This window comes from Candidatus Viadribacter manganicus, assembly GCF_001679665.1.
Lineage (GTDB): Bacteria > Pseudomonadota > Alphaproteobacteria > Caulobacterales > Aquidulcibacteraceae > Vitreimonas > Vitreimonas manganica.
Map to the genome: position 1 here is coordinate 3297475 of NZ_CP013244.1, position 24486 is coordinate 3321960.

Annotated in this window: 25 protein-coding genes and 1 tRNA gene; 14 read left to right on the forward strand and 12 right to left on the reverse strand. The window is 60.9% G+C overall.

Annotation, left to right across the window (positions count from 1 at the left end; all coding sequences use genetic code 11):
• Nucleotides 1-124 precede the first annotated feature (124 nt).
• From ATE48_RS16920 to panC, 3 genes are all read right to left on the reverse strand, one after another.
• On the reverse strand, nt 125-1672 hold the full coding sequence (locus tag ATE48_RS16920; protein WP_066773628.1) for an acyl-CoA carboxylase subunit beta: 1548 nt from the start codon (nt 1670-1672) through the stop codon (nt 125-127).
• A gap of 82 nt (nt 1673-1754) precedes the next feature.
• Entirely contained in the window at nt 1755-4151 is a 2397-nt protein-coding gene (locus tag ATE48_RS16925; RefSeq protein ID WP_066773630.1) for a TonB-dependent receptor, read from the reverse strand.
• Nucleotides 4152-4297: 146 nt separating this feature from the next.
• Nucleotides 4298-5146: a pantoate--beta-alanine ligase gene (gene panC, locus ATE48_RS16930; RefSeq protein ID WP_066773632.1), complete on the reverse strand. Its 849-nt coding sequence runs from the start codon at nt 5144-5146 to the stop codon at nt 4298-4300.
• A 144-nt stretch (nt 5147-5290) separates the two neighbouring features.
• Between panC and ATE48_RS16935 the strand changes: the two genes are divergently transcribed.
• Both ATE48_RS16935 and ATE48_RS16940 read left to right on the forward strand, forming a co-directional pair.
• Nucleotides 5291-6160, forward strand: a complete 870-nt coding sequence (locus ATE48_RS16935; RefSeq protein ID WP_066773633.1) for a division plane positioning ATPase MipZ — start codon at nt 5291-5293, stop codon at nt 6158-6160.
• Between the two features lie 57 nt (nt 6161-6217).
• Complete coding sequence (locus ATE48_RS16940; RefSeq protein ID WP_228126676.1) at nt 6218-6649, forward strand: J domain-containing protein; 432 nt, start codon at nt 6218-6220, stop codon at nt 6647-6649.
• 6 nt (nt 6650-6655) lie between these two features.
• On the opposite strand, the gene ATE48_RS16945 is transcribed toward ATE48_RS16940, so the two are convergent.
• A complete protein-coding gene (locus ATE48_RS16945) occupies nt 6656-7714 on the reverse strand; it encodes a D-alanyl-D-alanine carboxypeptidase family protein (protein WP_066773635.1) in 1059 nt (352 codons plus the stop codon).
• A gap of 356 nt (nt 7715-8070) precedes the next feature.
• On the opposite strand from ATE48_RS16945, the gene ATE48_RS16950 reads away from it, so the two are divergent.
• The 4 genes from ATE48_RS16950 to ATE48_RS16965 all read left to right on the forward strand — a co-directional run bounded on the left by ATE48_RS16950 (nt 8071) and on the right by ATE48_RS16965 (nt 11943).
• On the forward strand, nt 8071-8529 hold the full coding sequence (locus tag ATE48_RS16950; RefSeq protein ID WP_066773637.1) for a phasin family protein: 459 nt from the start codon (nt 8071-8073) through the stop codon (nt 8527-8529).
• 209 nt (nt 8530-8738) lie between these two features.
• Nucleotides 8739-9080: an ATP-dependent Clp protease adapter ClpS gene (gene clpS / locus ATE48_RS16955; RefSeq protein WP_066773639.1), complete on the forward strand. Its 342-nt coding sequence runs from the start codon at nt 8739-8741 to the stop codon at nt 9078-9080.
• Between the two features lie 6 nt (nt 9081-9086).
• A complete protein-coding gene (gene clpA, locus ATE48_RS16960) occupies nt 9087-11405 on the forward strand; it encodes an ATP-dependent Clp protease ATP-binding subunit ClpA (protein ID WP_066773640.1) in 2319 nt (772 codons plus the stop codon).
• A gap of 106 nt (nt 11406-11511) precedes the next feature.
• Nucleotides 11512-11943 (forward strand): cupin domain-containing protein, encoded by a 432-nt coding sequence (locus ATE48_RS16965; RefSeq protein WP_083197431.1) that lies wholly within the window; start codon nt 11512-11514, stop codon nt 11941-11943.
• Between the two features lie 200 nt (nt 11944-12143).
• On the opposite strand, the gene ATE48_RS16970 is transcribed toward ATE48_RS16965, so the two are convergent.
• A complete protein-coding gene (locus ATE48_RS16970; protein WP_066773645.1) occupies nt 12144-12374 on the reverse strand; it encodes a hypothetical protein in 231 nt (76 codons plus the stop codon).
• Complete coding sequence (locus tag ATE48_RS16975; protein WP_066773647.1) at nt 12371-12805, reverse strand: HIT family protein; 435 nt, start codon at nt 12803-12805, stop codon at nt 12371-12373. Before ATE48_RS16975 ends, ATE48_RS16970 begins: the two co-directional genes overlap by 4 nt.
• A 38-nt stretch (nt 12806-12843) precedes the next feature.
• Here ATE48_RS16975 and ATE48_RS16980 point away from each other — a divergent pair, with 38 nt between their 5' ends.
• Nucleotides 12844-13449, forward strand: a complete 606-nt coding sequence (locus ATE48_RS16980) for a DUF4287 domain-containing protein (protein ID WP_228126677.1) — start codon at nt 12844-12846, stop codon at nt 13447-13449.
• Here ATE48_RS16980 and ATE48_RS16985 read toward each other — a convergent pair.
• On the reverse strand, nt 13446-14252 hold the full coding sequence (locus ATE48_RS16985) for an SDR family NAD(P)-dependent oxidoreductase (RefSeq protein ID WP_066773650.1): 807 nt from the start codon (nt 14250-14252) through the stop codon (nt 13446-13448). The genes ATE48_RS16980 and ATE48_RS16985 overlap by 4 nt on opposite strands.
• 83 nt (nt 14253-14335) lie before the next feature.
• Here ATE48_RS16985 and ATE48_RS16990 point away from each other — a divergent pair, with 83 nt between their 5' ends.
• Nucleotides 14336-15004 (forward strand): NUDIX hydrolase, encoded by a 669-nt coding sequence (locus ATE48_RS16990; RefSeq protein WP_066773652.1) that lies wholly within the window; start codon nt 14336-14338, stop codon nt 15002-15004.
• A 63-nt stretch (nt 15005-15067) separates the two neighbouring features.
• Nucleotides 15068-15235, forward strand: a complete 168-nt coding sequence (rpmG, locus tag ATE48_RS16995; protein ID WP_066773654.1) for a 50S ribosomal protein L33 — start codon at nt 15068-15070, stop codon at nt 15233-15235.
• Between the two features lie 68 nt (nt 15236-15303).
• On the opposite strand, the gene ATE48_RS17000 is transcribed toward rpmG, so the two are convergent.
• Nucleotides 15304-15723 carry a PaaI family thioesterase gene (locus ATE48_RS17000; protein WP_066773657.1) on the reverse strand — a complete coding sequence of 140 codons (420 nt, stop codon included), beginning with the start codon at nt 15721-15723 and terminating at the stop codon, nt 15304-15306.
• A gap of 34 nt (nt 15724-15757) precedes the next feature.
• Here ATE48_RS17000 and ATE48_RS17005 point away from each other — a divergent pair, with 34 nt between their 5' ends.
• Nucleotides 15758-16528: a competence/damage-inducible protein A gene (locus tag ATE48_RS17005; RefSeq protein ID WP_066773659.1), complete on the forward strand. Its 771-nt coding sequence runs from the start codon at nt 15758-15760 to the stop codon at nt 16526-16528.
• Here the strand turns inward: ATE48_RS17005 and ATE48_RS17010 are convergent.
• The 3 genes from ATE48_RS17010 to ATE48_RS17020 are packed head-to-tail and all read right to left on the reverse strand — an operon-like array spanning nt 16521 to nt 18638.
• Nucleotides 16521-17183, reverse strand: a complete 663-nt coding sequence (locus ATE48_RS17010; protein ID WP_066773660.1) for a DUF1345 domain-containing protein — start codon at nt 17181-17183, stop codon at nt 16521-16523. The two genes, ATE48_RS17005 and ATE48_RS17010, sit on opposite strands and share 8 nt — an antisense overlap.
• Nucleotides 17180-17860 (reverse strand): GNAT family N-acetyltransferase, encoded by a 681-nt coding sequence (locus ATE48_RS17015; protein ID WP_066773661.1) that lies wholly within the window; start codon nt 17858-17860, stop codon nt 17180-17182. Before ATE48_RS17015 ends, ATE48_RS17010 begins: the two co-directional genes overlap by 4 nt.
• Nucleotides 17861-17891: 31 nt before the next feature.
• Nucleotides 17892-18638: a Crp/Fnr family transcriptional regulator gene (locus ATE48_RS17020; RefSeq protein ID WP_066773662.1), complete on the reverse strand. Its 747-nt coding sequence runs from the start codon at nt 18636-18638 to the stop codon at nt 17892-17894.
• Between the two features lie 382 nt (nt 18639-19020).
• On the opposite strand from ATE48_RS17020, the gene ATE48_RS17030 reads away from it, so the two are divergent.
• From ATE48_RS17030 to ATE48_RS17045, 4 genes are read left to right on the forward strand one after another with little or no spacing between them, the layout of a single operon-like run.
• Nucleotides 19021-20631, forward strand: coding sequence for a flavin monoamine oxidase family protein (locus tag ATE48_RS17030; protein WP_066773666.1), 1611 nt, complete (start codon nt 19021-19023; stop codon nt 20629-20631).
• Complete coding sequence (locus ATE48_RS17035; protein ID WP_156767833.1) at nt 20570-20794, forward strand: hypothetical protein; 225 nt, start codon at nt 20570-20572, stop codon at nt 20792-20794. Before ATE48_RS17030 ends, ATE48_RS17035 begins: the two co-directional genes overlap by 62 nt.
• 43 nt (nt 20795-20837) lie before the next feature.
• A complete protein-coding gene (locus ATE48_RS17040; RefSeq protein WP_066773670.1) occupies nt 20838-23588 on the forward strand; it encodes an adenylate/guanylate cyclase domain-containing protein in 2751 nt (916 codons plus the stop codon).
• 7 nt (nt 23589-23595) lie between these two features.
• Nucleotides 23596-24381 carry an SAM-dependent methyltransferase gene (locus ATE48_RS17045; protein WP_066773672.1) on the forward strand — a complete coding sequence of 262 codons (786 nt, stop codon included), beginning with the start codon at nt 23596-23598 and terminating at the stop codon, nt 24379-24381.
• Between the two features lies 1 nt (nt 24382).
• Here ATE48_RS17045 and ATE48_RS17050 read toward each other — a convergent pair.
• Nucleotides 24383-24469 (reverse strand) — tRNA-Leu (locus ATE48_RS17050).
• Nucleotides 24470-24486: the final 17 nt, after the last annotated feature.

The following is a 24486-nucleotide window of genomic DNA, read 5'->3' on the forward strand; positions in this document are numbered from 1 at the left end:
CGAAGACGATCTTGTTGGTGTAGCGATGATTACGGCGGGTGCATTTCGATTGCGATGACGCGTTGTCCGGCTGCGATGAGTGGTTCGAGTTTATCCAGAGACGGTAAGCGCTTCCCCGCGGCTCTTATGGACGCATGCCAAAGCTGCTGGGGCCTGTTTCACCAACGCGCTGGGCCAAGTTTATCCACTCGCAGAGCAGCGGGCGCGTGTTGCGAGGATCGATGATTTCTTCGGCATAGAAACTTTCAGCCGTGCGGAATGGCGAGCGCAAGGCTTCGGCCCAAGCACGGATTTCGGCGAGGCGGGTTTCGGGGGCGGGGTGCGCTTCAAGTTCGGATTTGAATGCGGCTTCAATGCCACCTTCGAGGGGAAGCGATCCCCAATCGCCGCTCGGCCAGCAATAGCGGAGCTTCGTCCGCGTCGGATTCATCATTGCCGAGCCGGCGAGCCCGAAAGCTTGGCGCACGACGATCGAGCACCAGGGCACTCGTGCTTGATAAACCGCAGCCATTGCCTGGACGCCAAGTTTCACGGTCGCGGCGCGTTCATGCTTCACACCGACGGCAAAGCCTGGGCAGTCGACGAAGTGCACGACAGGAAGGTGGAAGGTTTGCGCGAGATCGACGTGCTTGATCAGTTTGCGGCAGACGTCGGCGGTCCATGCGCCACCCATGAAGTGCGGATCGCCGGCGAGCACGGCGACACTGTACCCGTCGATGCGGGCAAACCCGGTGATGAGGCCTCGTCCCCATTGGCGACCGGTTTCGAAGAATGAGCCTGCGTCCACGGACGCTTCGATGATCCTGCGCATCTTGTAAGGCACGCGGCGATCGCGTGGCACGATACTGACTAGAGTGTCCTCGCGACGATCGGGGACGTCGCGTGGTTCGATGCGTGCGGGCAATTCGTGGATGGAGGCTGGTAAGTAGGAAAGGAACTTACGCGCTGCGGCGAAAGCCTCCGCTTCGCTGGTGACGATGTCATCGACGACGCCGTTCTTGCCGTTGATGTCGGCGCCGCCGAGACCTTCCTTGTCGACGTTCTCGCCGATCGCGCGCGCAACAGGGGGGCCGGCGACAAAGACTTGGCTTAGCCCTTGCACCATGACGCTGTAGTGGCTCGCAGCGACGCGGCCCGCGCCGAGCCCGGCGCACGGGCCAAGCGCCAACGCAACGACCGGCACACTCGCCATGTTGGCGACGACCCATTCCCAGCCTGGCGTTTGCGGAATGTAGGTGCGTGGATCTTTCTCCAGCATCTTCACGGAGCCGCCGCCGCCCGTTCCATCGACCATGCGGATCAATGGCATGCGATATTCATTGGCCATCTGCTCGGCGAAGACGAGCTTTTGCCAGATGCCCGCGTCAGCGGCCCCGCCGCGTACAGAGAAATCGTCGGACTGAACGCACACGGGGCGTCCATCGATTTCGCCGCGGCCAATCACGAAAGGCGTTGCGCGAAATGACGCGAGTTCGTTGTCGGCGCCGTATTCGGCTTTGCCGGCAATCTTTCCAGTCTCGTGAAACGAGCCTCTGTCGAGCAGGGCGTCGACGCGTTCGCGCGCCGTTAATTTGCCGGAGGTCTTTTGGCGCGCGACGCGATCGGCGCCGCCCATCGCTTCCGCCAAAGCTTCGCGGCGGCGCAGTTCTTCGAGGTCTTTTTCCCAGCTCATGGCGAAAGCCTAAGCGGGCGCGCGGCAAAGAAAAAGGCCGCGGGGCGAACCCGCGGCCTTGAGGAGGTTGATTTGTTGTCGCTTAGAAGGCGCGACGCACCGTCAAGCCGAGTGTACGCGGCTGGTTGGTGGCGAAGGCCAGACGCGCCCGGCCGCCGCGCTCACGATCGAACGAGAGGTTGGCGTTTTCGTCGGTCGCGTTGTTCAGGAAGAGCGTGACCCCCCACTCGTCGTTCTGGATGCCAGCGCTGAGATTGAGGAGCGTGTAGGCGTCCAGTTCGAGGTTGAGTGCGGTGATCTCCGCGCCGCTTGCGCCGCCGAACGGCAGGCCAGAGGCGAAGTTGCCTGCGCCTGGGACCTGATCGCTGGGTTGCGTGTAACGGCTGCCGACGTGCTGCACCGAACCTGCGAGGAAGGCTTCCATGCCTTCGCCGAAATTGATCGGCCAGTAATAGGCGGCCGTTGCAGCGGCTTGGTATTCCGGCACTGAGGCGAGGCGGTTGCCCTTTTGGATGCCGCCGATGACAGCGCCCAAGCCCGTGGTGACGGTCGAGTCGAACTCGGCTTCGACGAAGCCGCCGGCGAAGCTCAGTTGCAGGCCGTCGATCGGCTCCCAACCGAATTCCACTTCAACGCCGGATGCGTGTGCGTCCGGCACGTTGAACGAGATGCGCGATGAGCACGAACCCGCGTCGAGCGTGACTTGCAGATCGCTGATCTCGTTGTAGTAGGCGGCCGCGTTGAAGGTGTAGCGCGAACGCGTGACCTTCACGCCGGCTTCGTAGTTCCACGACGTTTCGTCTTCGTAGCTTTGGAAGCCGCCGAAGATCGCCGCGTCCTGAACGCTGCAAAGCGGCAGGTTGAGCGGATCGTTCACGCCGCCGAGACGGAAGCCTTGGCTCGCTTGAACGTTCAAAGCGATATCCGGCGTCAGATCGTAGCTGGCGATGATGCGCGGCGTGACGCCATTTGAAGACGTCTCGTCGTGACGGTTGTCGCCATTCGCGAAGAGGCCGCCCGAGATGAAGTCGCGAGCTTCGTCGAATTGGTAGTAGCGCGCGCCGATCGTGACGTTGAAGCGATCGGTGATGTCGTAGCTGCCTTCACCGAACAGCGCCCACTGGCGGATGTCGTAGGGCAGATCTGAGTTGTAAGGCGAGTTAGCCGGGAAGCCGTTGGCGACTGCCGCCGATGTGCCCGGGCCGAAGCCGCCCGGCGCCGGAGCGTCGGTGTAGGCGTCGTAGCCAGGCGTTGGCAGGCGCTGGCGATAATTGCGTTCAACGTCCGAATAGAAGGCGCCGACCAGCCATTGGAATGGGCTGTCGGTGTCCGACGCCAGGCGGAGTTCTTGCGTGAATTGCGAGAACTCGGTGGTGTCGCGAAGGTTGGACGGCAGCAGCGCCGCAGCGGGCGGGAAGCCGAGGTCAATCGAGACGCTGCCGGTGAGGGCGCTTGCGTCGCGGCTGGCCAGGATGTTGCGATGCAGATAGCTGGTGATCGAGGTCAGCTGAGTGTTGCCGAGATCGTAGTTGACCGAAACATCGGCCAAGAACGTCTCGTCGCTGAACTCTTCGTCGAGCAGCAGGAATTGCTCTCGCTCGCTGAAGGTCACTGCCGGGCGCGTCGTCGTGAACGGATTGGCAAAGAGGTTGTAGCGCTCTTGCCGGTTGAAGCCGTTCACTTCGAGGTGTTGATAGAGAATGCGCGGCGTGATGGTGAGGTTTGAGTTCGGCGTGATCGAGAGCGATGCACGGAAACCTGAACGCGTGCCGTCATTGACGTCTTCGGTGCGTCCGCCGCCCTCGCGGAGTGCATCGATGAAGCCGGCATACTCAGTGTGATAGGCAACGACGCGGAGGCCGAGAACATCTTCAACAAGCGGAATGTTGATCATGCCCTTGAGGTGGCCGCCGATGCCGCCGTCGGTGACGGAGTTGACGTTGCCTTCGATCATGCCTTCAAAGTCACTCGAATTGGCGCCGTTGGTGATGTAGCGGATGGTGCCGCCGACAGAACCGGAGCCGAAGAGCGTGCCTTGCGGACCGCGCAGCGTTTCAACGCGGTTCAAATCGAAGAGATCGATATCCGGCGTGAACAACGAGAGCGAGATAACTGAGTCATCAAGGTAGACGCCGACTTGTTCTTTGACCCCCGGCTGGTCGCGCACAATCTGACCGGCGGACACGCCGCGCAGTGAGACTTGGCTTTGACCTGGCCCGAGGTTTTGAACCGACATGCCAGCCACGTTGCGGCCTATGTCTTCAAGTGACGTAGCGCCGGAGCGCTCAATGTCTTCTTGCGTCTGTGCGTTCACTGAGAACGGCACGTCCTGGATTGAACTTTCGCGAAGAGTCGCTGTGACGACGATCTCTTCTTCTTCAGCTGGTGCAGTATCCTGCGCCCACGCCATGTTGGGCGTCATCATGAGTGCGATTGCGATCGCGCTCACGGCGTATGCCCATTTGCGTTTGCGGGTCATCGTTGAGCTCCCCTCGATTGGCGCGCTCTCCCGGTCGCGCCAGGGGGATAGGATTAACTACGACCGGCCCAGGTTCCGTCACAAACGCCTTGGTGGGGAAATTTCCGCGCTTTGCGGCGGAGGAATACGCCTGACGGTCGCTCTAATCAGACGGCCATGTTGTCGATGAGCCGGGTCTTGCCGAGCCATGCCGCCGCGAGGATGCGAGCGGGGCGGGAAAGATCGGTGATCGGCGCCAGTGTTTCAGCGTCGCGAATGGCGATGTAGTCGACGCTGGTGAAGCCGGCAGCCGTGATGTGGCGCGATGCTTGCGCCTCTGCTGAGGCGATAGCCGCGCCTGCGCGCGCGGCCTTGATGGCGTCGTGCATTATAAGGTTGAGACGCGCCGCAATCTTGCGCTCGTCTGCGTTGAGGTAAGCGTTGCGCGAACTCATCGCCAGACCATCGCTCTCGCGCACCGTGGCGCAGCCTTCGATCGCGACGGGAATGTCGAGGTCGCGTGTCATCCGCTTGATGACCTGCAGCTGTTGATAGTCTTTTTCGCCGAAGAACGCGGCGTCGGGCAGCGATTGAAGCAGAAGCTTGCTGACAACGGTCGCTACGCCGCCAAAGAAGTGCGGACGAAACTCGCCCTCGAGCGGCGTTGAGACATCGGTGACGATGACGTTGGTCGCAAAGCCTTCAGGATACATGACGGCGCGATCGGGCGCGTAGAGGAGGTCGCAGCCCGCGCTCGCGAGCATGGCGGAATCGCCTGCCTCATCGCGTGGGTAGCGTTCGAAATCTTCGTGTGGCGCAAACTGGCGCGGATTGACGAACAGTGTGGTCACGACCCGGTCGGCTTTTTCTTTGGCTGTCCGAACGAGAGAGAGGTGGCCCTCATGAAGCGCGCCCATGGTCGGCACGAGCCCGACACGCAGGCCGGCTTTGCGCCATGCAGCGATTTCGTTTCGCAGAGAGGGCACGTCGCGGACGACGGGAAGAGGCGCGTTCATCGGTTTCGCATCCACGGGTGTTAAGAGCGCGTCAAGGCGGCTTAAGCGCCCCTTAACCTCGATCAACGAGTTTCAACGCATGTGTGTCGGCGCACCGGTCAGATTCAAGTCTGCCGCGCCCGTCCAGATGGGCGGGGCGCGCCGATGAGCCTTGCCTACGCCCACGAGCCCGAAAACGTGCCGCGTCGCGCGCATGTGATCGTGGTCGGCAATCAAAAGGGTGGTGCAGGAAAGTCGACGGTGGCTATGCACGTCATCGTCGCGCTCATGCGAATGGGGCGGCGCACTGGCGTTCTGGATCTGGATGTCCGCCAGCGTTCGCTGACCCGCTACATCGAAAACCGCGCGCGCTGGATCGCCTCACGGGGCGCCCAATTGCCGTCGCCGCAGATATTAGAGCTGCAGGAAAGCGCACAGCGCTCGCTCGATGTCGCCGAAGCTGAAGAGGACGCGGCGTTCCGCTCGGCCCTGAAGCGGCTTTCGGAGACCTGCGATTTCATCGTGATCGATAGCCCGGGCGGCGATTCTTACCTGGCGCGGCTGGCGCACTCATGGGCCGATACGCTGATCACGCCGCTCAACGATAGTTTCGTGGATTTTGATCTCTTAGGCGATATCGACGAGCACTGCGACGATATCGTCAGGCCGTCGATTTATAGCGAGATGGTCTGGCAAAGCCGCAAGCGGAAGGCGCTGGCGGAGCGCACCCCGATCGACTGGGTGGTGCTGCGTAACCGCACGGCGACCTCGAAGATCGAAGCTAAGAACAAGCAGCGGGTGGGCAAGGCGCTCTCTACGCTATCGAGCCGCATCGGTTTCCGGATGGCGCCGGGCCTCTCAGAACGGGTCATTTTTCGCGAACTGTTCCCGCAGGGTCTGACCCTGCTTGATCTCGATAGCGAAGGTGTGCCCGTCGATATGCGGATGGCGCACGTCGCGGCTCGTCAGGAGCTTCGCGACTTGTTTATCACTCTGAAGCTGCCAGGCTTTGACGGGGAAGCGCTGAAATTCTGATCGGCGCGTGCTAGCTCGCGCATGCTGGCCGGCCCTTCGCACGGTCGCGGAGGTGTCGTGGTTCTCGTATTGTTGGCGCTGATCGGGATCTTCGGCGTGCTGTTTTTGACCCGTCTAGGAGGCGCGTACCGAGCCGAGCTTCAACGACGCTGGCCGGCCGTTTTGTTCGCAGGCGCAGCATTTTTCTGTCTGCTCAGGGGGCTCATCGGGCCTGCGATTACTTTTGGCAGTCTCTCGCTTTTGACCTGGACATTGTGGCCTCAGATTGAGCGCTGGCGCCAGCCGAGAGCCGCGCCGGCATCGCAAGATACGCCGGAAGATTTTGCAGCTCGGCGCGCTCTTGGGGTTGGCCCGAATGCGACACCCGAGGAGATCCGGGCGGCGTACCGAGCCAGGATGGTGCAAGCGCATCCCGATCGCGGTGGCTCACATAACGAAGCCGCGCGGCTGACAGCCGCGCGGGATCGTCTTCTAAAGAAGAAGCGCTAGGCGCGCTTATTCCATTTCTTCGGTGGCGCCTTCGTCACCTTGGCCGACCGGCTCATCGATCGGCGCGCGGACCGGCGCCATCGTTTCGATAACCATGCCTTGGTACATCTGATAGGGCGAGGGCGGCAGTGGGCGAGCGGCGTTGGCTTGCAGCGTACCCGGGGCAAGCTGCACGTCGAGGCGGCGCGTCGGTAGCGAGGCAAACTGAGCGGCATTCGGATCTTCGCGGCGAGCGAACTCTTGGTAGGCGCCTTCAACGAGGTAAGCGACCTGCGCGTCACGAGCGGCGGCCGTCTCGCCACCGAGCACGACAACAATCACGCGGTGGCCATTGCGTTCAGCCATCGTGGCGAGATTGAAGCCCGAAGCGCGGGTGTAACCGGTCTTGATGCCATCGACGCCTTCGACTTGGCCGAGCAGGCGGTTGTGGTTGCGGCCCGAGGTCCGGCGCCACGCGAAGCTGGGCGTCTGGAAGACGTGATAATGTTCAGGAAAATCGCGCCAAAGGGCTTGCGCCAGGGTTGCCATATCGCGCGCGGTGGTGCGGTGGCGGACATCCGGCAAGCCGCTGGCATTGGCAAAACGGGTCTCAGTCATGCCGAGTTCGCGGGCGCGGGCCGTCATGTTGGCGGCGAAGCGGGCTTCAGAGCCACCTAGGCGTTCGGCCACTAACACGGCGACGTCGTTTGCTGATTGAACGACGAGAGCGTTGATCGCTTGTTCGACCGTAATGCTGTCGCAGCCGCGGCGGCGCGAGCAGGCAAGGCCCAAACGTGAAGGAGGCTGACGAGCGGCATTGCGTGACGCCGTCATGCGCGTGTCCATGGTGATATCGCCGCGCTCAAGCGCTTCGAACAGCATGTACAGCGTCATCATCTTGGTAAGTGAGGCCGGGAAACGGGCGGCGTCCGCTTGGTCCTCAAGCAGCACCTCGTTGGTGCGGGCGTCCATGACGATCGCCGCGTAACGGTCCTGAGCCGCAGCCGGCTGGGCCACCCCGAACGCAAAAAGCGCGAGGAACGCGCCCGCAATCATCCGCATCTTTGAAAGTCCCGCTGACGTCATCTGCGTCCAATCCCGCACAAACACGGACTATTTCAGGCAAATCGCGTGCCGTGCAGCTTACAGATTCATTAGACCCGGTTAAGCCGCAGTTGCAGCGCAGGGTTAATGTCTGCTGCTAGGCGAAGCGATTCACGCTTACAGGCATAGGTTGTGGAAATCGTGGTTAACGCGAAATGAATGACAAGGCTGAGTTCTGCCGAAAAGTCAGGGCTGCTCATCATGTTGCATTGCAGCAAAATTATCATTGACTTCGCAGGTGCAGCATAACATATAGGCTCCACAGAGTCGCTGTTTCCCCAGCGGCTCATCGTCAATTTGGGCCGGCAGCGGCCCAGGCAAACCGAACGGAGACCATTATGGCCACTGCGAAGACCGCCCCCCGCGCCGCCAAGACGGCCACGGAAGCGTTTGAAACCTTCACCGCGACGTCGCAAGAGACGGTTCGCGAGAACATCGACCGCGGCATCGCGGCGTTCTCGGAAGCCTCGTCTTTCGGCAAGCAAAACATGGAAGCCTGGCTGGCTTCGGCTACCGCCGCTCAGAAGGGCTTTGAGGCTCTCTCAGCCCGCGCCGTAGCCTTCCAAAAGGCTGCTCTCGAGAACCATGTCGCTGTTGCGAAGTCGCTGATGACCTCGAAGAGCGTCCAAGAGTTCACCGAGAAGCAAAACGATTACGCGAAGACCTCGTTTGAGGCCTATGTCGCGGAACTGACGACGGTTTCTGACCTCGTTCAGGGCGTCGCCAAGGAAACGCTGCAGCCGATCAACGAGCGCGTGAACGCCGTCGGCCAGCTGATCCAGACCGCGGGTCGCTAACAAATAAGCTTCGGGAGCTGAACTCCCGAGGGGCTGAATAAGATGGGCCTGGCTCTCGCGAGCCGGGCCCATTTTTTTTTGCACTTGCGCCATAGGCTGCGCTGACTACTTCGCAAGGCCTTCCATCCGCGCGCTTGATCCATAAATTGTTCAGCAAGTGAGCGAAGGCTCATTCGTGGACGAGTCGGTCCAGGGCAAAACGGGCTTCAATGAGCGGCGGCGGATTTTGGGATGACAAAGACGGTGAGGACGGCGGGGCCGATGGCCGCGCTGGAACCCAAACTGTCACCCGCACAAAAAAGCCATCGCTCTACCGTGTGTTGCTGCTGAACGACGACTACACGCCGATGGAATTCGTCGTCTACGTTTTGGAGCGCTTCTTCCAGAAGAACCAAGAAGAGGCGACCACGATCATGTTGCATGTGCACCAGAACGGTGTGGGGCTGTGCGGCGTGTTCACGTACGAAGTGGCCGAGACGAAGGTCGCACAAGTTTTGGATCTGGCGCGGCGGCATGAACATCCGCTGCAATGCACGATGGAAAAGGAATAACGTCGAATGGCGACATTCTCCCGCACGCTTGAGCACACGCTGCGCCGGGCGCTTTCACTAGCGACTGACCACAGCCACGAATACGTGACGCTCGAGCACTTGCTGCTTTCGTTGGTCGATGACGACGATGCATCCGGCGTGATGCATGCGTGCAAGGTCGATCTCGATAAGTTGCGTCAGAACCTTGAGGCGTATCTTGAGAATGAACTCGACGCGCTGCGTGTGAACAATCGCGAACACGAGGAGCCGCGTCCAACCGCTGGCTTCCAGCGTGTGCTGCAGCGAGCGATGCTCCATGTCGATTCCAGCGGTGGCCGGGAAGTGACTGGCGCCAATGTATTGGTTGCGCTGTTCAGCGAACGCGAAAGCCACGCCGCTTACTTCCTGCAAGAGCAGGACATGACCCGCTATGACGCCGTGAATTTCATCGCGCACGGCATGCCGAAGCGTGCGGGCGCGGCGCAACCGCGGCCGGTGCGCGGCGCGCAAGAAGGTGAGGATGGCGAGCGCGTCGTGAAGCAGGGCTCTGAGGCGCTCGCGGCGTATTGCGTGAACCTCAACAAGAAGGCGAAGGAAGGTAAGATCGATCCGCTTATCGGCCGTGAGGCGGAAGTGCTGCGCGCGATCCAAATTCTCTGCCGCCGTCAGAAGAACAATCCGTTGCTCGTGGGCGATCCAGGCGTGGGCAAGACGGCGATCGCCGAGGGCTTGGCGCGCAAGATCAATGAAAAGCAGGTGCCGGAGATCCTGGCCGATGCGACGATCTTCTCGCTCGACATGGGTTCGCTGCTGGCCGGCACGCGCTATCGCGGCGACTTTGAAGAGCGTCTGAAGAGCGTGATGAAGGAATTGGAGAACCACCCGAAGGCGGTGTTGTTCATCGATGAAATTCACACGGTCATCGGCGCTGGCGCGACATCGGGCGGCGCGATGGACGCTTCGAATCTGCTGAAGCCGGCGCTGCAAAGCGGCCAGCTCCGTTGCATGGGCTCGACGACCTACAAAGAATATCGTCAGCACTTCGAGAAGGATCGCGCACTGGCGCGGCGCTTCCAGAAGATTGACGTCAATGAGCCGTCGATCCCGGACACGATCAAGATCTTGATGGGTCTGAAGCCGTACTTCGAAGAGTTCCACAAGGTGAAGTACAGCGACGACGCCATCAAATCGGCGGTCGAGCTTTCGGCGCGCCACATCGGCGACCGCAAGTTGCCCGATAAAGCGATCGACGTGATCGATGAATCCGGCGCCTCGATGATGTTGCTGGCGCAGAAGGATCGAAAGCAAACGATCGACGTCGATGATGTGGAAGCAGTGGTTGCGCGGATGGCGCGCATCCCCCCAAAGTCGGTCACGAAGAACGACGCAGAGATGCTCGCCTCGCTTACGGGCGATTTGAAGCGCGTCGTTTTCGGTCAGGATGATGCGATCGATCAGCTTGCCGCCGCCATCAAGATGGCGCGGGCAGGTCTGCGCGAACCGCAAAAGCCGATCGGCTCCTATCTGTTCGCCGGCCCGACCGGTGTTGGTAAGACGGAAGTTGCACGTTCGCTCGCCAACATCATGGGTATCGAGCTCCTGCGTTTTGACATGTCGGAATATATGGAGCGCCATACGGTGAGCCGCCTGATCGGCGCGCCTCCGGGCTATGTTGGTTACGACCAAGGCGGCCTGCTTACCGACGGCGTCGATCAACATCCCCATTGCGTGCTGTTGCTCGACGAAATCGAGAAGGCTCACCCGGACCTGTTCAACATTCTGCTGCAGGTCATGGACCACGGCTCGCTGACGGACGCGAACGGCAAGAAGGTCGATTTCAGGAACGTTATCTTGATCATGACTACCAACGCCGGTGCGTCGGACGCTGCCAAGCAAGGCATCGGCTTCGGCGCCGGCAAAAAAGATCACATGAATGATGAGGCGATCAAAAACCTCTTCACGCCTGAGTTCCGCAACCGCCTCGACGCCGTGATTCACTTCAACGGCCTGCCGGCCGAAGTTGTCCGCAACGTCGTTCAGAAGTTCATCATTCAGCTGGAAGGCCAGTTGGCTGAACGCAATGTCCAGATTGAAATCACGGACAAAGCCGCCGATTGGCTGGCTAAACGTGGCTACGACGATAGCTTCGGCGCTCGTCCGCTGGCGCGCATCATCAATGAGCACGTCAAGAAGCCGATGGCCGACGAACTCTTGTTCGGCAAGCTGAAAGACGGCGGCATCGTGAAGATCGACCTCGATCCGAACGATACCGAGAAGTTGAAGTTTACCTACACGCAAGAGTCGCGTGGGTTGCTGAGCTTCGGCCGCAAGCCCGAGAAGGCCTAAGGCCCAAGCGATAAATGAGTTGCGGCGGTTCCCGAAAGGGAGCCGCCGCTTTCGTTTGTGTGCACCGATGTGCGACATACGCTTCGGTGTGAGTGGGGAGTGCGTGATGCGGCGAGGCCTTGTTTCATTGTTGGCGCTTGGCGCCTGCGCCAGCGCGTCCGCGCAGATCGCGCCATTGCCGATGGCGATTTGCGCGGGCTGGGAAGGCGAGCGGGTGTGCGAGCAGCTGCAGGAAGACGCGCAGATCCGCGTTCTGCATTGTACGTTTCCGCCGGGCGTGGGCCATGAGATGCACTATCATCCGCCGCACTTCGGTTATGTGCTCCAAGGCAACAGCGTGATGCGGATCACGACGGCGAGCGGTGTCGTCGACCGTCCAGTGCGCGCCGGGACATCGTTTTCGAACGATGTCGAGATTCAGCATTCGGCGTTGAATGTCGGCGCAGAAACGACGCGCTATCTCATCATCGAGAAAAAGTACGCTGACGCAAGGCCCGCTGGCGCAGTGGCGCCGGGGCTATGCCCGGCCGATCAGTAATCGAAACGCAATTCCATCGACTGACCGAAAAGCGTGCCGCGCCAATGTCCCTCTAGAGCGCGGAAGCGTTTGGTTGCACGCTGGACGAGATCGACCGTCAGCCAGATGGGCATAGTCGCTCCAGTATCAGACTGCAGGGCTCAGAAGCGCTCGACGAAGGCAGCGGGATCGAACTCCGTCTTAATTAGGCTTTGCAACGGTCAAGCGACGTACTCAACTTGGATCGCCGCTTCGGTCTCGTAGGATGCGCCGCGGGCAAGTGCGCCGAAGAAGCCCTGCGACAGCCCACCTCCGCTTTCTAGCGCGAAGTGAACGAGGTCGTGCACGAGGGTGCTGTGCGTTTCGAGCTCGCGGCCCTCACGGCTCCCGTCATCGCGTTCGACGTCCAGGCGTTGGTGGGTCGGATTGAGGCGCGTGAAGCGGACGATCACAGCGCCGCTGAAATTTGCGCCGCAATCGCTTGAAGCTCAGCGATGTCGGCTTTGTTGCTATGGCCGTGGCCTGCAAGGCGCTCGCCGCTGTAGCGTGGGATAATGTGGAAGTGCAGGTGGAAGATGGTTTGGCCTGCATCTTCGCCATTGAATTGGGTGACGGTGACGCCATCGGGTTTCAGCGCCTTCTCTGTCGCAATCGCGAGCTTGTGCACGCGCTCCATCAAGGGCGCCACGCGATTGGCCGGAAGCTCCAGGAAGTTGCGCGCACGGATGTTCTTCGGAATGACGAGCAGATGTCCGCGCGCCTGCGGAAAAATGTCCATGAAGGCCAAGACTTCATCATCCTCGTAGACCTTCACGGACGGAATCTCGCCGCGCAAAATTTTGGCGAAGAGGTTATTGTCGTCGTAAGTCCCGTACAGGCTCATGGGGCGGTGCTCCTCGGAACTGGAGGGTAGCGATGGGCGTGAGCGGAGGGAAGGCGAAGAAGGCGGCGGCGAACTCGGTGCTGACCGAACGCCAGCAAAAATGGTTCGCCAGCGTGGAGGCGAGCCTTGAGCGCGATACCGGCAAGAGCATAGTTGAGTGGGTGAAAATCGCGAAGAAGTGCCCGGAGACAGCGCCGCGCAAACGCGCGCAATGGTTTCGAGACAAGTACGGGCTGGGCGTCAACCGTATCGCTCATATCGTGTCTGTGGCGTTCCCCGGCGGCCCAAGCTGGGACGAGCCGGACGCCTTGCTTGATCAGCTTTGGAAGGAGAAGGACGGGCGCGCCATCTATGAGGCGGTGGTAAAGCTGGTGCGCAAGGAATTTCCCGAGGCCGTGATCGGTCCGCGCAAAACCTTCGTTTCATTTTCCCGCAAGGTTCAGTTCGCGGGGATTCTTCCATCGAAGGTTGGCAAGGCGGAAATCGGTCTCCCCTTGCCCGTTAGTGCGAGCAAACGCCTTGAACCAATGAAGCGCCGCCCGTGGGCGGAGAAGCATTCAGGATTGCTCGTTTTGTATTCACCGAAGGACGTCGATGCTGAGGTGAAGCGATTGTTGACGCTCGCCTGGGCGAAAGGCGCTTAGTCCGCCGGCGATTGTACGTTGCGGACCATTTTGAGTACTGTCTTGCGGGGCATGAACTTCACTAGGCCGGCACGAAAAGCGTTTCGGCTGCCCGTAATGATGACCGGACGGTTCTGCTTCCATGCGTTGTAGCCGGCGCGCGCTACCGGAGCTGACGGCATCGCCGCGCCTGCTGATTTTGCGAGTCTTGTTTTGCCGGTGCCGGCGCGTTCGCGGAATTTCGACACCGTCGGGCCAGGGCAAAGGCAGCTGACGTGCACCCCTGTGCCGCTCGCTTCCTCCCACATCGCCTCAGAGAAGGAGAGCACATAGGCTTTCGATGCATAGTAATTCGCCATCAGGGGCCCGGGCTGGAAGGCGGCCGTCGAAGCGACGTTGAGCACGCCGCCGCGACCGCTCGCGAGCATGCGATCCCAATAAAGATAAGTGAGTTCGACGAGCGCGCGCACGTTGAGGTCGATCATGCCGAGCTGCGTTTGCAGATCGGATGAGGTGAGTGCGCCAGCATGGCCGTAGCCTGCATTGTTGACGACGACATCGACGTTGAGACCCCTCTCGGCAATCTTTGCGGCAACGGCGGAGCCGCCGCCGAATGCGCCGAGGTCTTGCGCTATGATGTGAGCCTTGACGCCGTGTGCGGCCGAGAGGCGGTTCGCGACCTCCTGCAACGGGCCTTCGCTGCGAGCGGTGAGGATAAGGTCATAGCCGTCACGCGCGAAGCACTCGGCGAGATCGACGCCGATCCCGGCGGACGCGCCTGTGACTAGAGCCGTTTGGCCTTCGCCAGGTTTACGTCGCGCCATCTTGCCTCTCCCATTCTTTGCGCGACGATAGGCGCGTGCGGTTCCCGTTCCAAGCGGTACGGAATGCTGTGCTAGGAGGGCGCATGAGCGCCAACGAATTTAAGCTCAACAAAGACGAAGAGCCGTTTGACCCGCCCGACGCTGAAAAGCCGAAAGCGGCGCGTCCGCGCGACGCCGCCACGTTGATCCTCGTGCGCGCTGGCCGCGAGGTGATGATGGGCCAGCGCTCAAAAGGGCACGTCTTCATGCCGGACAAGTGGGTATTCCCCGGTGGCCGGGTCGATCCCGGCGATGCGCGCGCCAAGGCGGCGACAGAGCTTACGGCTGAGACTGAGGCGCTGCTCAAGAAGGGCGCTATTAGCCGGCGCCCACCCCGAGCTTTCGCCCTTGCGGCGACCCGGGAGACGCTGGAAGAGGCTGGCGTTAGGGTTGGCGGGCCGGGCGGGCCTGAGCTGGACAAGCTCAACTTCATCGCCCGCGCGATTACGCCGCCCTACCGTCCGCGCAGGTTCGACGCCCGTTTCTTCATGGCCGACGCCGAGGCGGTCCTGGCCGACGACAAGCCGGTTATGGGCGAAGAATTGCTGCATGTACGGTGGTTTAGCCTGGCCGAGGCCAATGCCCTCGACCTGCCGTCCATAACCCGATTTGTGCTTAAAGAGGTCGAGGCGCGGCTTGCCGGGGAGACAGTCGCGCCGCCATTCCTGCGCTGGAGCCGTGGGTCGCATACTCTCGAGCGTCTAACGAGTTGACTTTGGGGCCGCGGTCCCTATTTTCCGCCGCTTCCTTGAACCAGAGAATTTCCGGGCCCGATTATGGCTAAGCCGACCGTCATTAAGATCCGTCTGAACTCGTCGGCCGATACGGGTTATTTCTACGTGACCAAAAAGAACCCACGTACGAAGACCGAGAAGCTCAAGATGAACAAGTACGACCCGATCGCGAAGAAGCACGTCGAGTTCGTCGAAGGGAAGATCAAGTAAGCACGCGCCGCTAGCGTTGCTGAAGTGATGGGGCGTGGGCTAGGGCTCGCGCCCTTTTTGCTGCGCGTTCACTTCGGATAGAGGATCATCTGCGTGCAGCGGAAGAGCGCGATGGTCTTGCCCGTGGCCTCTGCGGTGACGACGGCGTCCCACACTTGGGTGGTGCGGCCGCCATGCGCGAGCTTCGCCTCGACGCTAACGCCGCCTTCGCGCGTTGTGCCCAAAAAGTTCGACTTCAGCTCGATAGTCGTGAAGTTGAGCGAGCCTTCGGGGCGGGAAATGATGCAGCCATAACCGCAGGCGCTGTCAGCGAGCGCGATCACGCTTGCCGCGTGGAGGAACGTGTTCGGCGCCAGATGGTGCGGCTTCACATCGAAGCGGCCTTTGACGAAGCCGGGGCGTGCTTCCAGCCATTCGAGCCCTAGATATCCCGGCAGGGCGCCCTGCTGGCGCTCGGTCAATTGCCGGACATAATCGGGCTCACTCATCTCGTTTCTCCAGCGCTTGTGCTAACTTGCGCTCATGACGCAACGCCAAGTCAAAGCCGCCGTTCTGCTGATCGGAGATGAGATCCTTTCGGGCCGCACGCAAGATATCAACTTGCAGGCTATCGCTAAGTTCTTGGCGCCGCTTGGTGTGCAGGTGGCTGAGGCGCGTGTCGTAGCGGACATCCCCGAGGACATCATCGAAGGCGTGAACGCGCTCCGCGCCAAATACGATTACGTCTTCACCACCGGCGGCATCGGTCCCACGCACGACGACAAGACGGCTGATGCGATGGCCGCAGTGTTCGGAGTGCGCATCGATGTGCGCGACGATGCGCGCGCCATTTTGGAAGCGCACTACAAAGGTGCGACGAACTTGAACGAGTCGCGTTTGCGGATGGCGCGCATTCCGGACGGCGCGTCACTCATCGCCAATCCAGTTTCGCGAGCACCAGGATTTCAGATTGGCAACGTGTTCGTCATGGCTGGCGTGCCTTCGATCGTGCGCGGAATGCTGACCGATATCGGCCATCGCATTGAGGGCGGCGCAGTGGTGCGTTCAAGAACGATCCGCGGCAGGAGCGTGCGCGAAGGCGATATCGCTGCTGATTTGGAGGCGCTTGAGGTCGCGACGGAAGGCGCGGTTTCGTTCGGCTCTTATCCGTGGTTTGCGCCGCCGGACAGCTTTGGGCTGCACCTGGTGGCGCGCTCGGCTGATCCGGTTGCGCTCGAAAAGGCCGCGAACGATTTGATCGCGCTTATTCGTGCGCGCGGGGTCGAGGCTGAGGACGTAAACGACGCTAGTTGAAGAGGCCCGCCGCTAAATTGATGGTCAGCGCCAGGATGACGGTGTTGAACACAAACGCCAGGATCCCGTGTAGCGTCACGATCCGCCGGATTGGCTTTGCAGAAATCTGAACGTCCGCCGTTTGCGCCGCGACGCCAATCACCAATGCGAAGTGCATGAAGTCGCTGAAGTCAGGTTCTTCACCGCCAGGGAAGATAAGACCGCCGCGCACGCCACCGCCTTCGGCGGGGCCATAAAAGTCATGTGCATAGTGCTTGGCGAAGCTGGTGTGCACAAAGAGCCACGATAGCGCGACAGTCAGAAATACGAATGCCACGTGCGCGCTCTTACTCATTCCAGGCTCTAGCTTGGCTTGAAGTTCGAGGATGATGGCGGTCAGGCTGGCGAGAACACCTCCGATGGATACGAAGAGAACGAAGTAGCGGCCTTCATCGACGCGGGCTGCATGCTCGATCATGCGCTGCGAGGTAACTGAGCGCGTCTGCAGCCAAACCATGCCAAGATAGACGCCAACAGCAACGTCCCACGCCATGAGCGTCCGCGTCAGCGCGGCAAAGCCATTGTCTGTAAGCGCGAGGGTGACGCCTAGGCCCAGTCCGGCAGTCAGCGCGAACACGAGCGGTGTGTGGCGCCAGAACGCGCGCAGCCAATTCATGCGCGCACCCAGACCGCGTGGATCACTTCGCACCGTTGTTCAAAGCCTAGGCTTTTGTAGAGCGCGATCGCGGTCGTGTTGTCTGCGTAGGAGTGGAGGAAGGGCGTTGCGCCATCTGCGATGATGCGTGCGCCGACCGTGCGCATCAGGGCAGCCCCATAGCCGCGCCCTCGATAGTCGGGATGCGTGCACACCGCGCTGATCTCGATAAAACCCTCCGTCTGCAAACGTTCGCCCGCCATCGCGACGAGAACGCCGTTGTCGCGGATGCCGACGAAACGGCCTAGCGCATGGGTGCGGGTGCGGAATGGTCCCGGTTTGGTGCGCGTTGCAAGCGCTAGCATTTCGGCGGCGTTGTCATCGCCAAGCTGTTCGATGGCGAAGGGCTTTTCGTTCTTCGTTATGGCGCGCGCCACCATCTGCACACCGAGCGCGCTCATGTTCACGATGACGCCAGGCGGCGGCGCCGGTGGCGCGACTTGCAGCAGAGATATCTCGCTTGCTTCCGGCACAAGCGCACCCAGCGAAGCGATCGCAGCGGGCGAGGCGTCTGCTGCCGCTGCGAATGGACTAACGTCTAAGACGAAGCGCTTTGCGTCGGCGCCGCCTTCGCCAAAATGCGAGAGGCGCGAGTTGAGCGCGTTCCAAATCGGGTTGTCGAGTGGGTGGCCGTTCACGACGCGGGTTTTAGCAGGCGGGCGGCGTGCTTCAAAGGCGCCAATCGACCGCTTCCGACGTCGTCGCGCCAGCGCGGCGATGCAAAGACTCGCGCAGCTGCTCGATGTCGATGATCAGCAGCTCACGTTTGGTTTGCTGGATGACGCCAGCTTTGGCCAAGTTGCGTAGTTCCCGGTTCACGGCTTCGCGCTGGGCGCCGACCGCGGACGCGATGGCTTCGTGCGTCGGCGCTTCTCGGATCAACACTCCGTCGCTTGTCTGCTCTCCAGCAGCGGCTAAACGCAACAATTCGGCGTAGACCCGAAAGCGCATTTCCAGCGCTGCGAGTTCGAACACACGGTCTGTTAGCGCCACGACATTGCGCGCAAGATGCGCAGCGACAGCGAGCGCAAACGACCCGCTGCGTGCAAGCAGATCAGAGAACGCCTCGGCGGGGCATTCCGCGACGAGACCAGCCGTTTCAGCGACTACCCAAACCGAGCGCGGCGTATTGGTAAGCGCAGCGATTTCGCCGAAGTGCGAGCCGGCTGTCATTTGACGGATGGCAACTTGGCGCCCGTGCGCGGTTTGAAGCTTGGCGTTGAAAGTGCCTTCGACGGCGAAGAAGACGTGGGTATCGCGCGTGAGGTGTGAAACCACTTCTTCGCCCGGCTCGACCTCTTTCCATGTGGCGTTTGCGGCGAGGGCGTCGAGATCGAAGCGCGCGACATCGGCAAGTATACGCACCTCACGGAGGCGCTGGCGCGCTTCTTCTGGGGACAGCGTTTTTATGATCATCTGACTTTATCTGGAGCGATTTCCCCATCTGGCCAACCGTAGCGCCAAGCGGTGTGTGAACTTTCACGTAGCGAGGCCAGTTGGCTCGCCGTCATGCTCGGGGCATTGGAGCGGCGCTATGCAGAATGAAGCCCACGACACCCACGATCTCAGCGAGTGCGAGCTGATTTTGGCAGAGAAGGTGATCTCCGGCCGAAGCCTCAAGGACATCGCCCTAAGTCGTGGGCTTTCAGAGGTACCGGTGAGCGCTCGGGCGCGCCGTGCCTTAATGCAATCAAGGGTGGAGCCGCCGAATGAGATATGCACGTATAAATAGCAGTGTGGCTATAGAACAACTTTAGATTGAGTGGTACGAAGAGTTCGCGGGTGAGGAGCTGCGAACTTGCGGGATGTTGCGATCATCGGCGGTGGGGTGAGTGGCTGCTATTGCGCCTACCGTCTGTCGGCTTCCAAGCACGAAGAGGTCGCGCTTTATGAAGCGAGCGAGCGGATCGGTGGGCGGCTGTGGTCGACGCCGGTGAAGGGCGCCCAACTCCCGGCCGAAATCGGCGGTATGTTCTTTCGCGCGCTCCAGAAAAACGTCAGCGCTCTGGTCGAGCATCTGGCACTGCCGAGCGAGCCGGTTCAGTTTTCGCGGGTTGGGCAGTTCGTTCGCGGGCGCTGGCTGCCGGAGAGCGATTTTTCCGTTTCGGATTTTCCGTTCGCGCTCGATCCCAAAGCGCGTGGGGGAGGCCCTGCAGCGGTGCTGCTCTATGCGCTTGAGCAGATCGTCCCCGGGGCGACGGACATGTGGCCGGTCAACCGCGATCCCCCGCGTTCAGCCAATCGGACGTTCGATTGGTTGCGGACGCAACGGCACAATGGGCGGCCGCTTGAGGTTTTCAGTCTTTGGAGTGTGTTTGTCGATGCCATCGGCAACGAAGCCCACGCGCTACTCATTTCAACGCTTGGGACTTCAGCGCTCTTCAGAAATCTGAACGCGTTCGACGGTATCTGGAGTATTTTGCATGAAATCGGTGATGGGCAAGGCTTTCGTCTGCGCGATGGTTACCAACAATTGCCCGAGGAGCTTGCAAGGCGTGCGATGGACGCAGGCGTCTTTCTCGCGCGTTCTCACCGACTTCTATCCGTGGCGCGCGCCGGCGATGGCTTTGAGCTGGCGTTCGCGACGGAGCGCGAGGAGAGGCGGGTCGAGTATGCGCGCCGTGTAGTGTTGGCGCTGCCGCAACGCGCGCTGCAGCTGATTGCAATGGCGCCTGATCTCTTTGAGGACGCCGCCATTTTTAAACACGTGCGCGATCGCGCGGTGGCCCCGATCCGCTCTTGTAAGATTTTTCTTTCCTATGAGCGTGCGTGGTGGAGCGGCGCGAATGGGCCAACGCAAATCTCGGCGCGATACACCGATCTGCCGATGCAGCAATGCTACCATTTCGCCAAAGCGGCGCCCGAAGACACAGCCTTGCTGATGGGCGCGTACGCAGACGATGGGTTGGCGAATTTTTGGGGGCCGTTGAACGAAAGCGGCGCGTCGTTCGCGTCGGCGTCCGCAGACGAGGCCGATGCACAAGCGCTCGTTGCCAGCGAGGCGATGGTGGCCTCACTGCGCAGCCAACTCGCGACGGTGCACGCTGTTGCCAACACGCCACGTCCTGAAGGCGCACTCTATTTCGATTGGGGCGCCGATCCCTATGGCGCGGCGTGGCATGCCTGGACGCCCAACATGCAAAGCTGGAAAATTCGGCCATGGATGCGCCAGCCGAATCCAAACCTCGACCTCTACATTTGTGGCGAGGCGTACGCTCAGCGGAATGGCTGGGTAGAAGGCGCGATCAACTCAGCAGAGCGAATTCTCGAACGGCTTGGGCTCTCCCGGCCGGTCTGGATCACCGATCCCGACTTTCAGTTCGAGATCGATGATGGAGGAGTGGAACATGACGACTGCAACCATGCAGATGTTCAGCGCGATGTCTCTGGACATGTCGCTGCAGCGTAGCTTCGCCGAGAACAAGGAGCGCGTAATGCGCGCGTTCGGGCTCAGTGGCGAAGAAAAGGCGGCTCTGAACGCCGGCGACGAAGCGCGGATCAAAAAATTGATCGGCGGGGCGGAGCCGGTATGCTTCGTTCTTGGTCTCACGAGAACGACCAAGCCCGAGTAATAGCCAGGTCCCATCCGGCGGCTCTACTCGCGAGGAGAACGCGATGAGCTCGTCAGGGTCGCCGGTTGGGTATCTTTTTGCAGATATCGAAGGCAGCACCGAACGCTGGGAGCGGAACCCGGCGCATATGCAGATTGCCATCGCGCGGCTGGACTCGTTGATCGAGGAGGCCGTCACGCGCCATGACGGCCTCATTCGGGATCGCGCCGGCGATGGTCTGTTCGCAACCTTTTCATCGGGCAATCCATTGCAGTGCGCGCTTGATCTTCAGCTTGAGGTGCAGCGAACCGACTGGAGCGAGGTTGGCGGCCTTGCTCTGCGCATGGGCGTGCATTCGGGCGAAGACGATGGCTCAGGTCAAGTCGACCGCGTCGTCGCCAACCGCGCCGCACGCATCATGTCGAGCGGTTGGGGTGGTCAGATCGTCGTGAGCCGAACCGCTGCCGAGCGCTATCGCGCGCCGGACGGCGCTGCGCTCGTCGATCATGGCGCGTGCCGCTTTAAGGGCATTGCTGAGCCACTTCATTTGGCGGCTTTGGTTCATCCGGACCTGCAGCGCAACGAGTTCCCGCCATTGCGAACTTTGCTCGCGGATGGTCCTGGCGGTCAGGGCGTTTCCGGCCCGATTTTCGGACGGACGCGCGAACTCACCGACGTGTCTGGCAAGCTCGACGCCTCCCGCACTGCAACGCTGGTCGGCCCAGGCGGAAATGGGAAGACGCGTGTTGCGCAGCAGATCGCAGCTGAGCGCTCGCAGCACCAATTGGTCTGTTTTGCCTCTTTCGAAACTGTCGCTGAAGGCGCGGAGCCGCTCAACATTTTGGCGCTTGCGTTGCGGCTTCAATTGCACGTTGGCGGCAAGCCCAAAGAGCAGATCGTCGAGTATCTGCGCGACAAGTATATGCTGCTCGTCCTCGACAACGCCGAGACGATGGCTGGCAAAGCGGAGTTCGTTGCAGAGCTATTGCGCGAGTGCCCACGCCTTTCGGTGTTGGTCACGAGCCGCGAGCCTCTAGGTTTTCCGGGCGAGCTGCCGTTATTTTTGAACGGGTTTGCCCCGCCGGATGACGCGTCCTTGCAAAATGGTTCTTCGCCTGCGCTGCAACTATTCGTGCATGAAGCGCGGCAACGTGATGCGGCATTCAATGTCGATGCAGCGCAGTTTCCGGCATTTAAGGAAATATGCAGAATAGTAGACGGCTCGCCGCTGGCGTTGAGGCTAACGGCTCAGTGGTCGTTGCTGCTGTCGCTGGAGGAAATCCTTGAGCGGATTGAATCCAGCGTCGGCTTTCTTTCGCCGGAGAACGCGCGCGATCAGCGGCAGACTTTACGCGGCGTCTTTGACGGATCGTGGCGACTATTGAACCCCGATCAGCAGCGAGCGCTAGCGCGGCTTTCGATCTTTTCGAACTCATTCAATACCGTCGCCGCCGCCGACGCTGCGGGCGTAGACGTTCGGGTGTTGTTCGAACTCGAGCGAAAAGGACTGATCGTCAAAAGTTCGCTTGGGCGCTTTGCCATGCACGTCATGGTGAGGGAATATGCGCGCGGCAAGCTGGATCCAGCCGCCGAGTCCATAGTGCGCCGCCAGCATGCGCACTATTTTTTGCACGAGGTGCGCACCAACATGCTGGGGCGCTCTTCCGAGGCGCGTGTCGCCATGCTGGAGCAATTGCGACTGGACTTTCTGGAAGTGCGCGCGGCGTGGCTGCATGCGGTGAAATCAGCCGAACATGCGCTGATCAGCGATTGCATCGAGGCTTGTTGCTATTTTCTCTATACCCGCTCGTTGTTCCGCGAGGCGGTGGAACTCTTCTCGGCGGACGTCGCCGATGCGGGTCTCAAAACCCATTTCGCGGCGGTGCGCGCAAATTTTCTCGTGCATCAGGGCGACACGGAAGGCGTCGCCGCCGCCGCCTCTTGGGTTTTGTCATCGCAGGGCGGTGCTGAGTTGCCGCGCGCGCATGCGCACCATGCGATGGCCAATCTCGCGCACATGCGAGGGGAGTTTGAGCAGGCTAACACGCATTACGAAGAGGCTTTCGCTATTCGTGATCGCGTTGGGGATCTGCGTGGATGCTGCTACGCCAGCGTTTCGCTCTCGGCTCTGCATCTTCTTTTCACCAAGATCGACACGGCGCGGAGCCACGTTAAACGTGGCTATCGTTTGGCGCGCCAGGTGGGCGATCCGTTTGGGATGATGGCGGCGCATCTTTATGCTGGAGATTTGGCTGCGTTCGAACAGCGGACCAGGGACGCGCAGGAAAACTATGAGATGAGCCTGCGGTTAGAGGAATCGCTGCTGCACCTCCAGTTCAGGGCAGTGCTGCACCGGCGATTGGGGACGCTATTTGCGCTCCGTGAGGACATGAAGAGCGCACTGTCGCACCATCAGGAGGCATATGACCTTTCTCGTGAGGTGGGCGATCGTCGTACGAACGCTCACGCAGCGATCGAAGTCGGCAATGATCTGCGTTTGTTGGGGGAGTGGGTGGCGGCCAAGCAGGTGCTGTTGCGCGGCATACGCCAGAGCACGTTGCTGGGCATGCAGCCTTGCTTGTCGCGCGGGCTCTTGGAACTGGCGCAGGTCGAACTGGCGCTTGGGTCTTTTTCTATAGCGCGGCGATTGTTGAGTGTGCTTGAGGCCGCCGATTTGGGTGACATGGCCGCGACCAGGGATGCGCTGATCGCGCAATTGGATGGTGGTGCGCCCGCGACCTTTGCGCCGGTCACAGTTCAGGATTTGCTCAAAGAACTGCTCGCGGAAGCGGAAGTGGATTCACTCAGATTGTGAGGTTGTGATGGCGCGCGGAAGTCTGGTGGTCGTCGGTACGGGCATTAAAATCGCTAACCAATGTACGATTGAAGCGCGGCACCATATCGAAACTGCGGATATCGTGTTTGAGGTCGTCGGCGATAAGCTGGCGCAGAACTTCGTGCATTCCTTGAACGCAAACGTCGTGTCGCTGCAACATCTCTATGGTCATGACACTGCGCGTAGCGACACTTACGAGGCCATGATTGGAACGATTTTGGGCGCTGTGCGCGAAGGCAAGCGCGTGTGCGCGGCCTTTTACGGACACCCAGGCGTCTATGTGTATCCGTCTCACGAGAGCGTGAAACGTGCACGCGCCGAGGGGTTTGCGGCGGAAATGCTGCCTGCGGTCTCGGCGGACGCGTGCGTGTTTGCCGATCTCGGCTTCGATCCAGGCTGGATCGGTTGCCAGAGCTTCGAAGCGACGGATTTCGTCGTCAACGAGCGCCGCTTCGATCCACACGCAGTGTTGATGTTGTGGCAGATCGCGCTGGTGGGTGATCGTACGTTGCGAGTGTTCGAGTCTGATCCGCGACGCATCGCACTCCTGGCCGAAGTGCTGATGGAAGAGTATCCGCCGGATCATCTTGTGACGGTGTACTGCGCGGCAACGCTGCCAATTGGGGCCGCTCAGGTGGAGACGTTGCCACTCCGCCGTTTGGCCGAGGCGCGCGTAACGCAAGAGTCAACGCTCATCGTGCCGCCACTCGGCGCGGTGCAGCCGTCGGCGAAACGGCTCGCGCTCGTCGAGGAACGTCTGGCTGGTTTGTGAGTGGTGCGAGCGGCGGGACTTGAACCCGCACTGCCTTGCGGCAAACGGATTTTAAGTCCGCTGCGTCTACCGGTTTCGCCACGCTCGCGCGGTTCGGGGTATGGC

Coding starts and splice junctions, on each gene's coding strand:
- ATE48_RS16920 (WP_066773628.1), bottom strand. CDS start 1,672: ATGAGCTGGGAAAAAGACCTCGAAGAACTGCGCCGCCGCGAAGCTTTG.
- ATE48_RS16925 (WP_066773630.1), bottom strand. CDS start 4,151: ATGACCCGCAAACGCAAATGGGCATACGCCGTGAGCGCGATCGCAATC.
- panC (WP_066773632.1), bottom strand. CDS start 5,146: ATGAACGCGCCTCTTCCCGTCGTCCGCGACGTGCCCTCTCTGCGAAAC.
- ATE48_RS16935 (WP_066773633.1), top strand. CDS start 5,291: ATGAGCCTTGCCTACGCCCACGAGCCCGAAAACGTGCCGCGTCGCGCG.
- ATE48_RS16945 (WP_066773635.1), bottom strand. CDS start 7,714: ATGACGTCAGCGGGACTTTCAAAGATGCGGATGATTGCGGGCGCGTTC.
- ATE48_RS16950 (WP_066773637.1), top strand. CDS start 8,071: ATGGCCACTGCGAAGACCGCCCCCCGCGCCGCCAAGACGGCCACGGAA.
- clpS (WP_066773639.1), top strand. CDS start 8,739: ATGAGCGGCGGCGGATTTTGGGATGACAAAGACGGTGAGGACGGCGGG.
- clpA (WP_066773640.1), top strand. CDS start 9,087: ATGGCGACATTCTCCCGCACGCTTGAGCACACGCTGCGCCGGGCGCTT.
- ATE48_RS16965 (WP_083197431.1), top strand. CDS start 11,512: ATGCGGCGAGGCCTTGTTTCATTGTTGGCGCTTGGCGCCTGCGCCAGC.
- ATE48_RS16975 (WP_066773647.1), bottom strand. CDS start 12,805: ATGAGCCTGTACGGGACTTACGACGACAATAACCTCTTCGCCAAAATT.
- ATE48_RS16985 (WP_066773650.1), bottom strand. CDS start 14,252: ATGGCGCGACGTAAACCTGGCGAAGGCCAAACGGCTCTAGTCACAGGC.
- ATE48_RS16990 (WP_066773652.1), top strand. CDS start 14,336: ATGAGCGCCAACGAATTTAAGCTCAACAAAGACGAAGAGCCGTTTGAC.
- rpmG (WP_066773654.1), top strand. CDS start 15,068: ATGGCTAAGCCGACCGTCATTAAGATCCGTCTGAACTCGTCGGCCGAT.
- ATE48_RS17000 (WP_066773657.1), bottom strand. CDS start 15,723: ATGAGTGAGCCCGATTATGTCCGGCAATTGACCGAGCGCCAGCAGGGC.
- ATE48_RS17005 (WP_066773659.1), top strand. CDS start 15,758: ATGACGCAACGCCAAGTCAAAGCCGCCGTTCTGCTGATCGGAGATGAG.
- ATE48_RS17010 (WP_066773660.1), bottom strand. CDS start 17,183: ATGAATTGGCTGCGCGCGTTCTGGCGCCACACACCGCTCGTGTTCGCG.
- ATE48_RS17020 (WP_066773662.1), bottom strand. CDS start 18,638: ATGATCATAAAAACGCTGTCCCCAGAAGAAGCGCGCCAGCGCCTCCGT.
- ATE48_RS17035 (WP_156767833.1), top strand. CDS start 20,570: ATGACGACTGCAACCATGCAGATGTTCAGCGCGATGTCTCTGGACATG.
- ATE48_RS17040 (WP_066773670.1), top strand. CDS start 20,838: ATGAGCTCGTCAGGGTCGCCGGTTGGGTATCTTTTTGCAGATATCGAA.
- ATE48_RS17045 (WP_066773672.1), top strand. CDS start 23,596: ATGGCGCGCGGAAGTCTGGTGGTCGTCGGTACGGGCATTAAAATCGCT.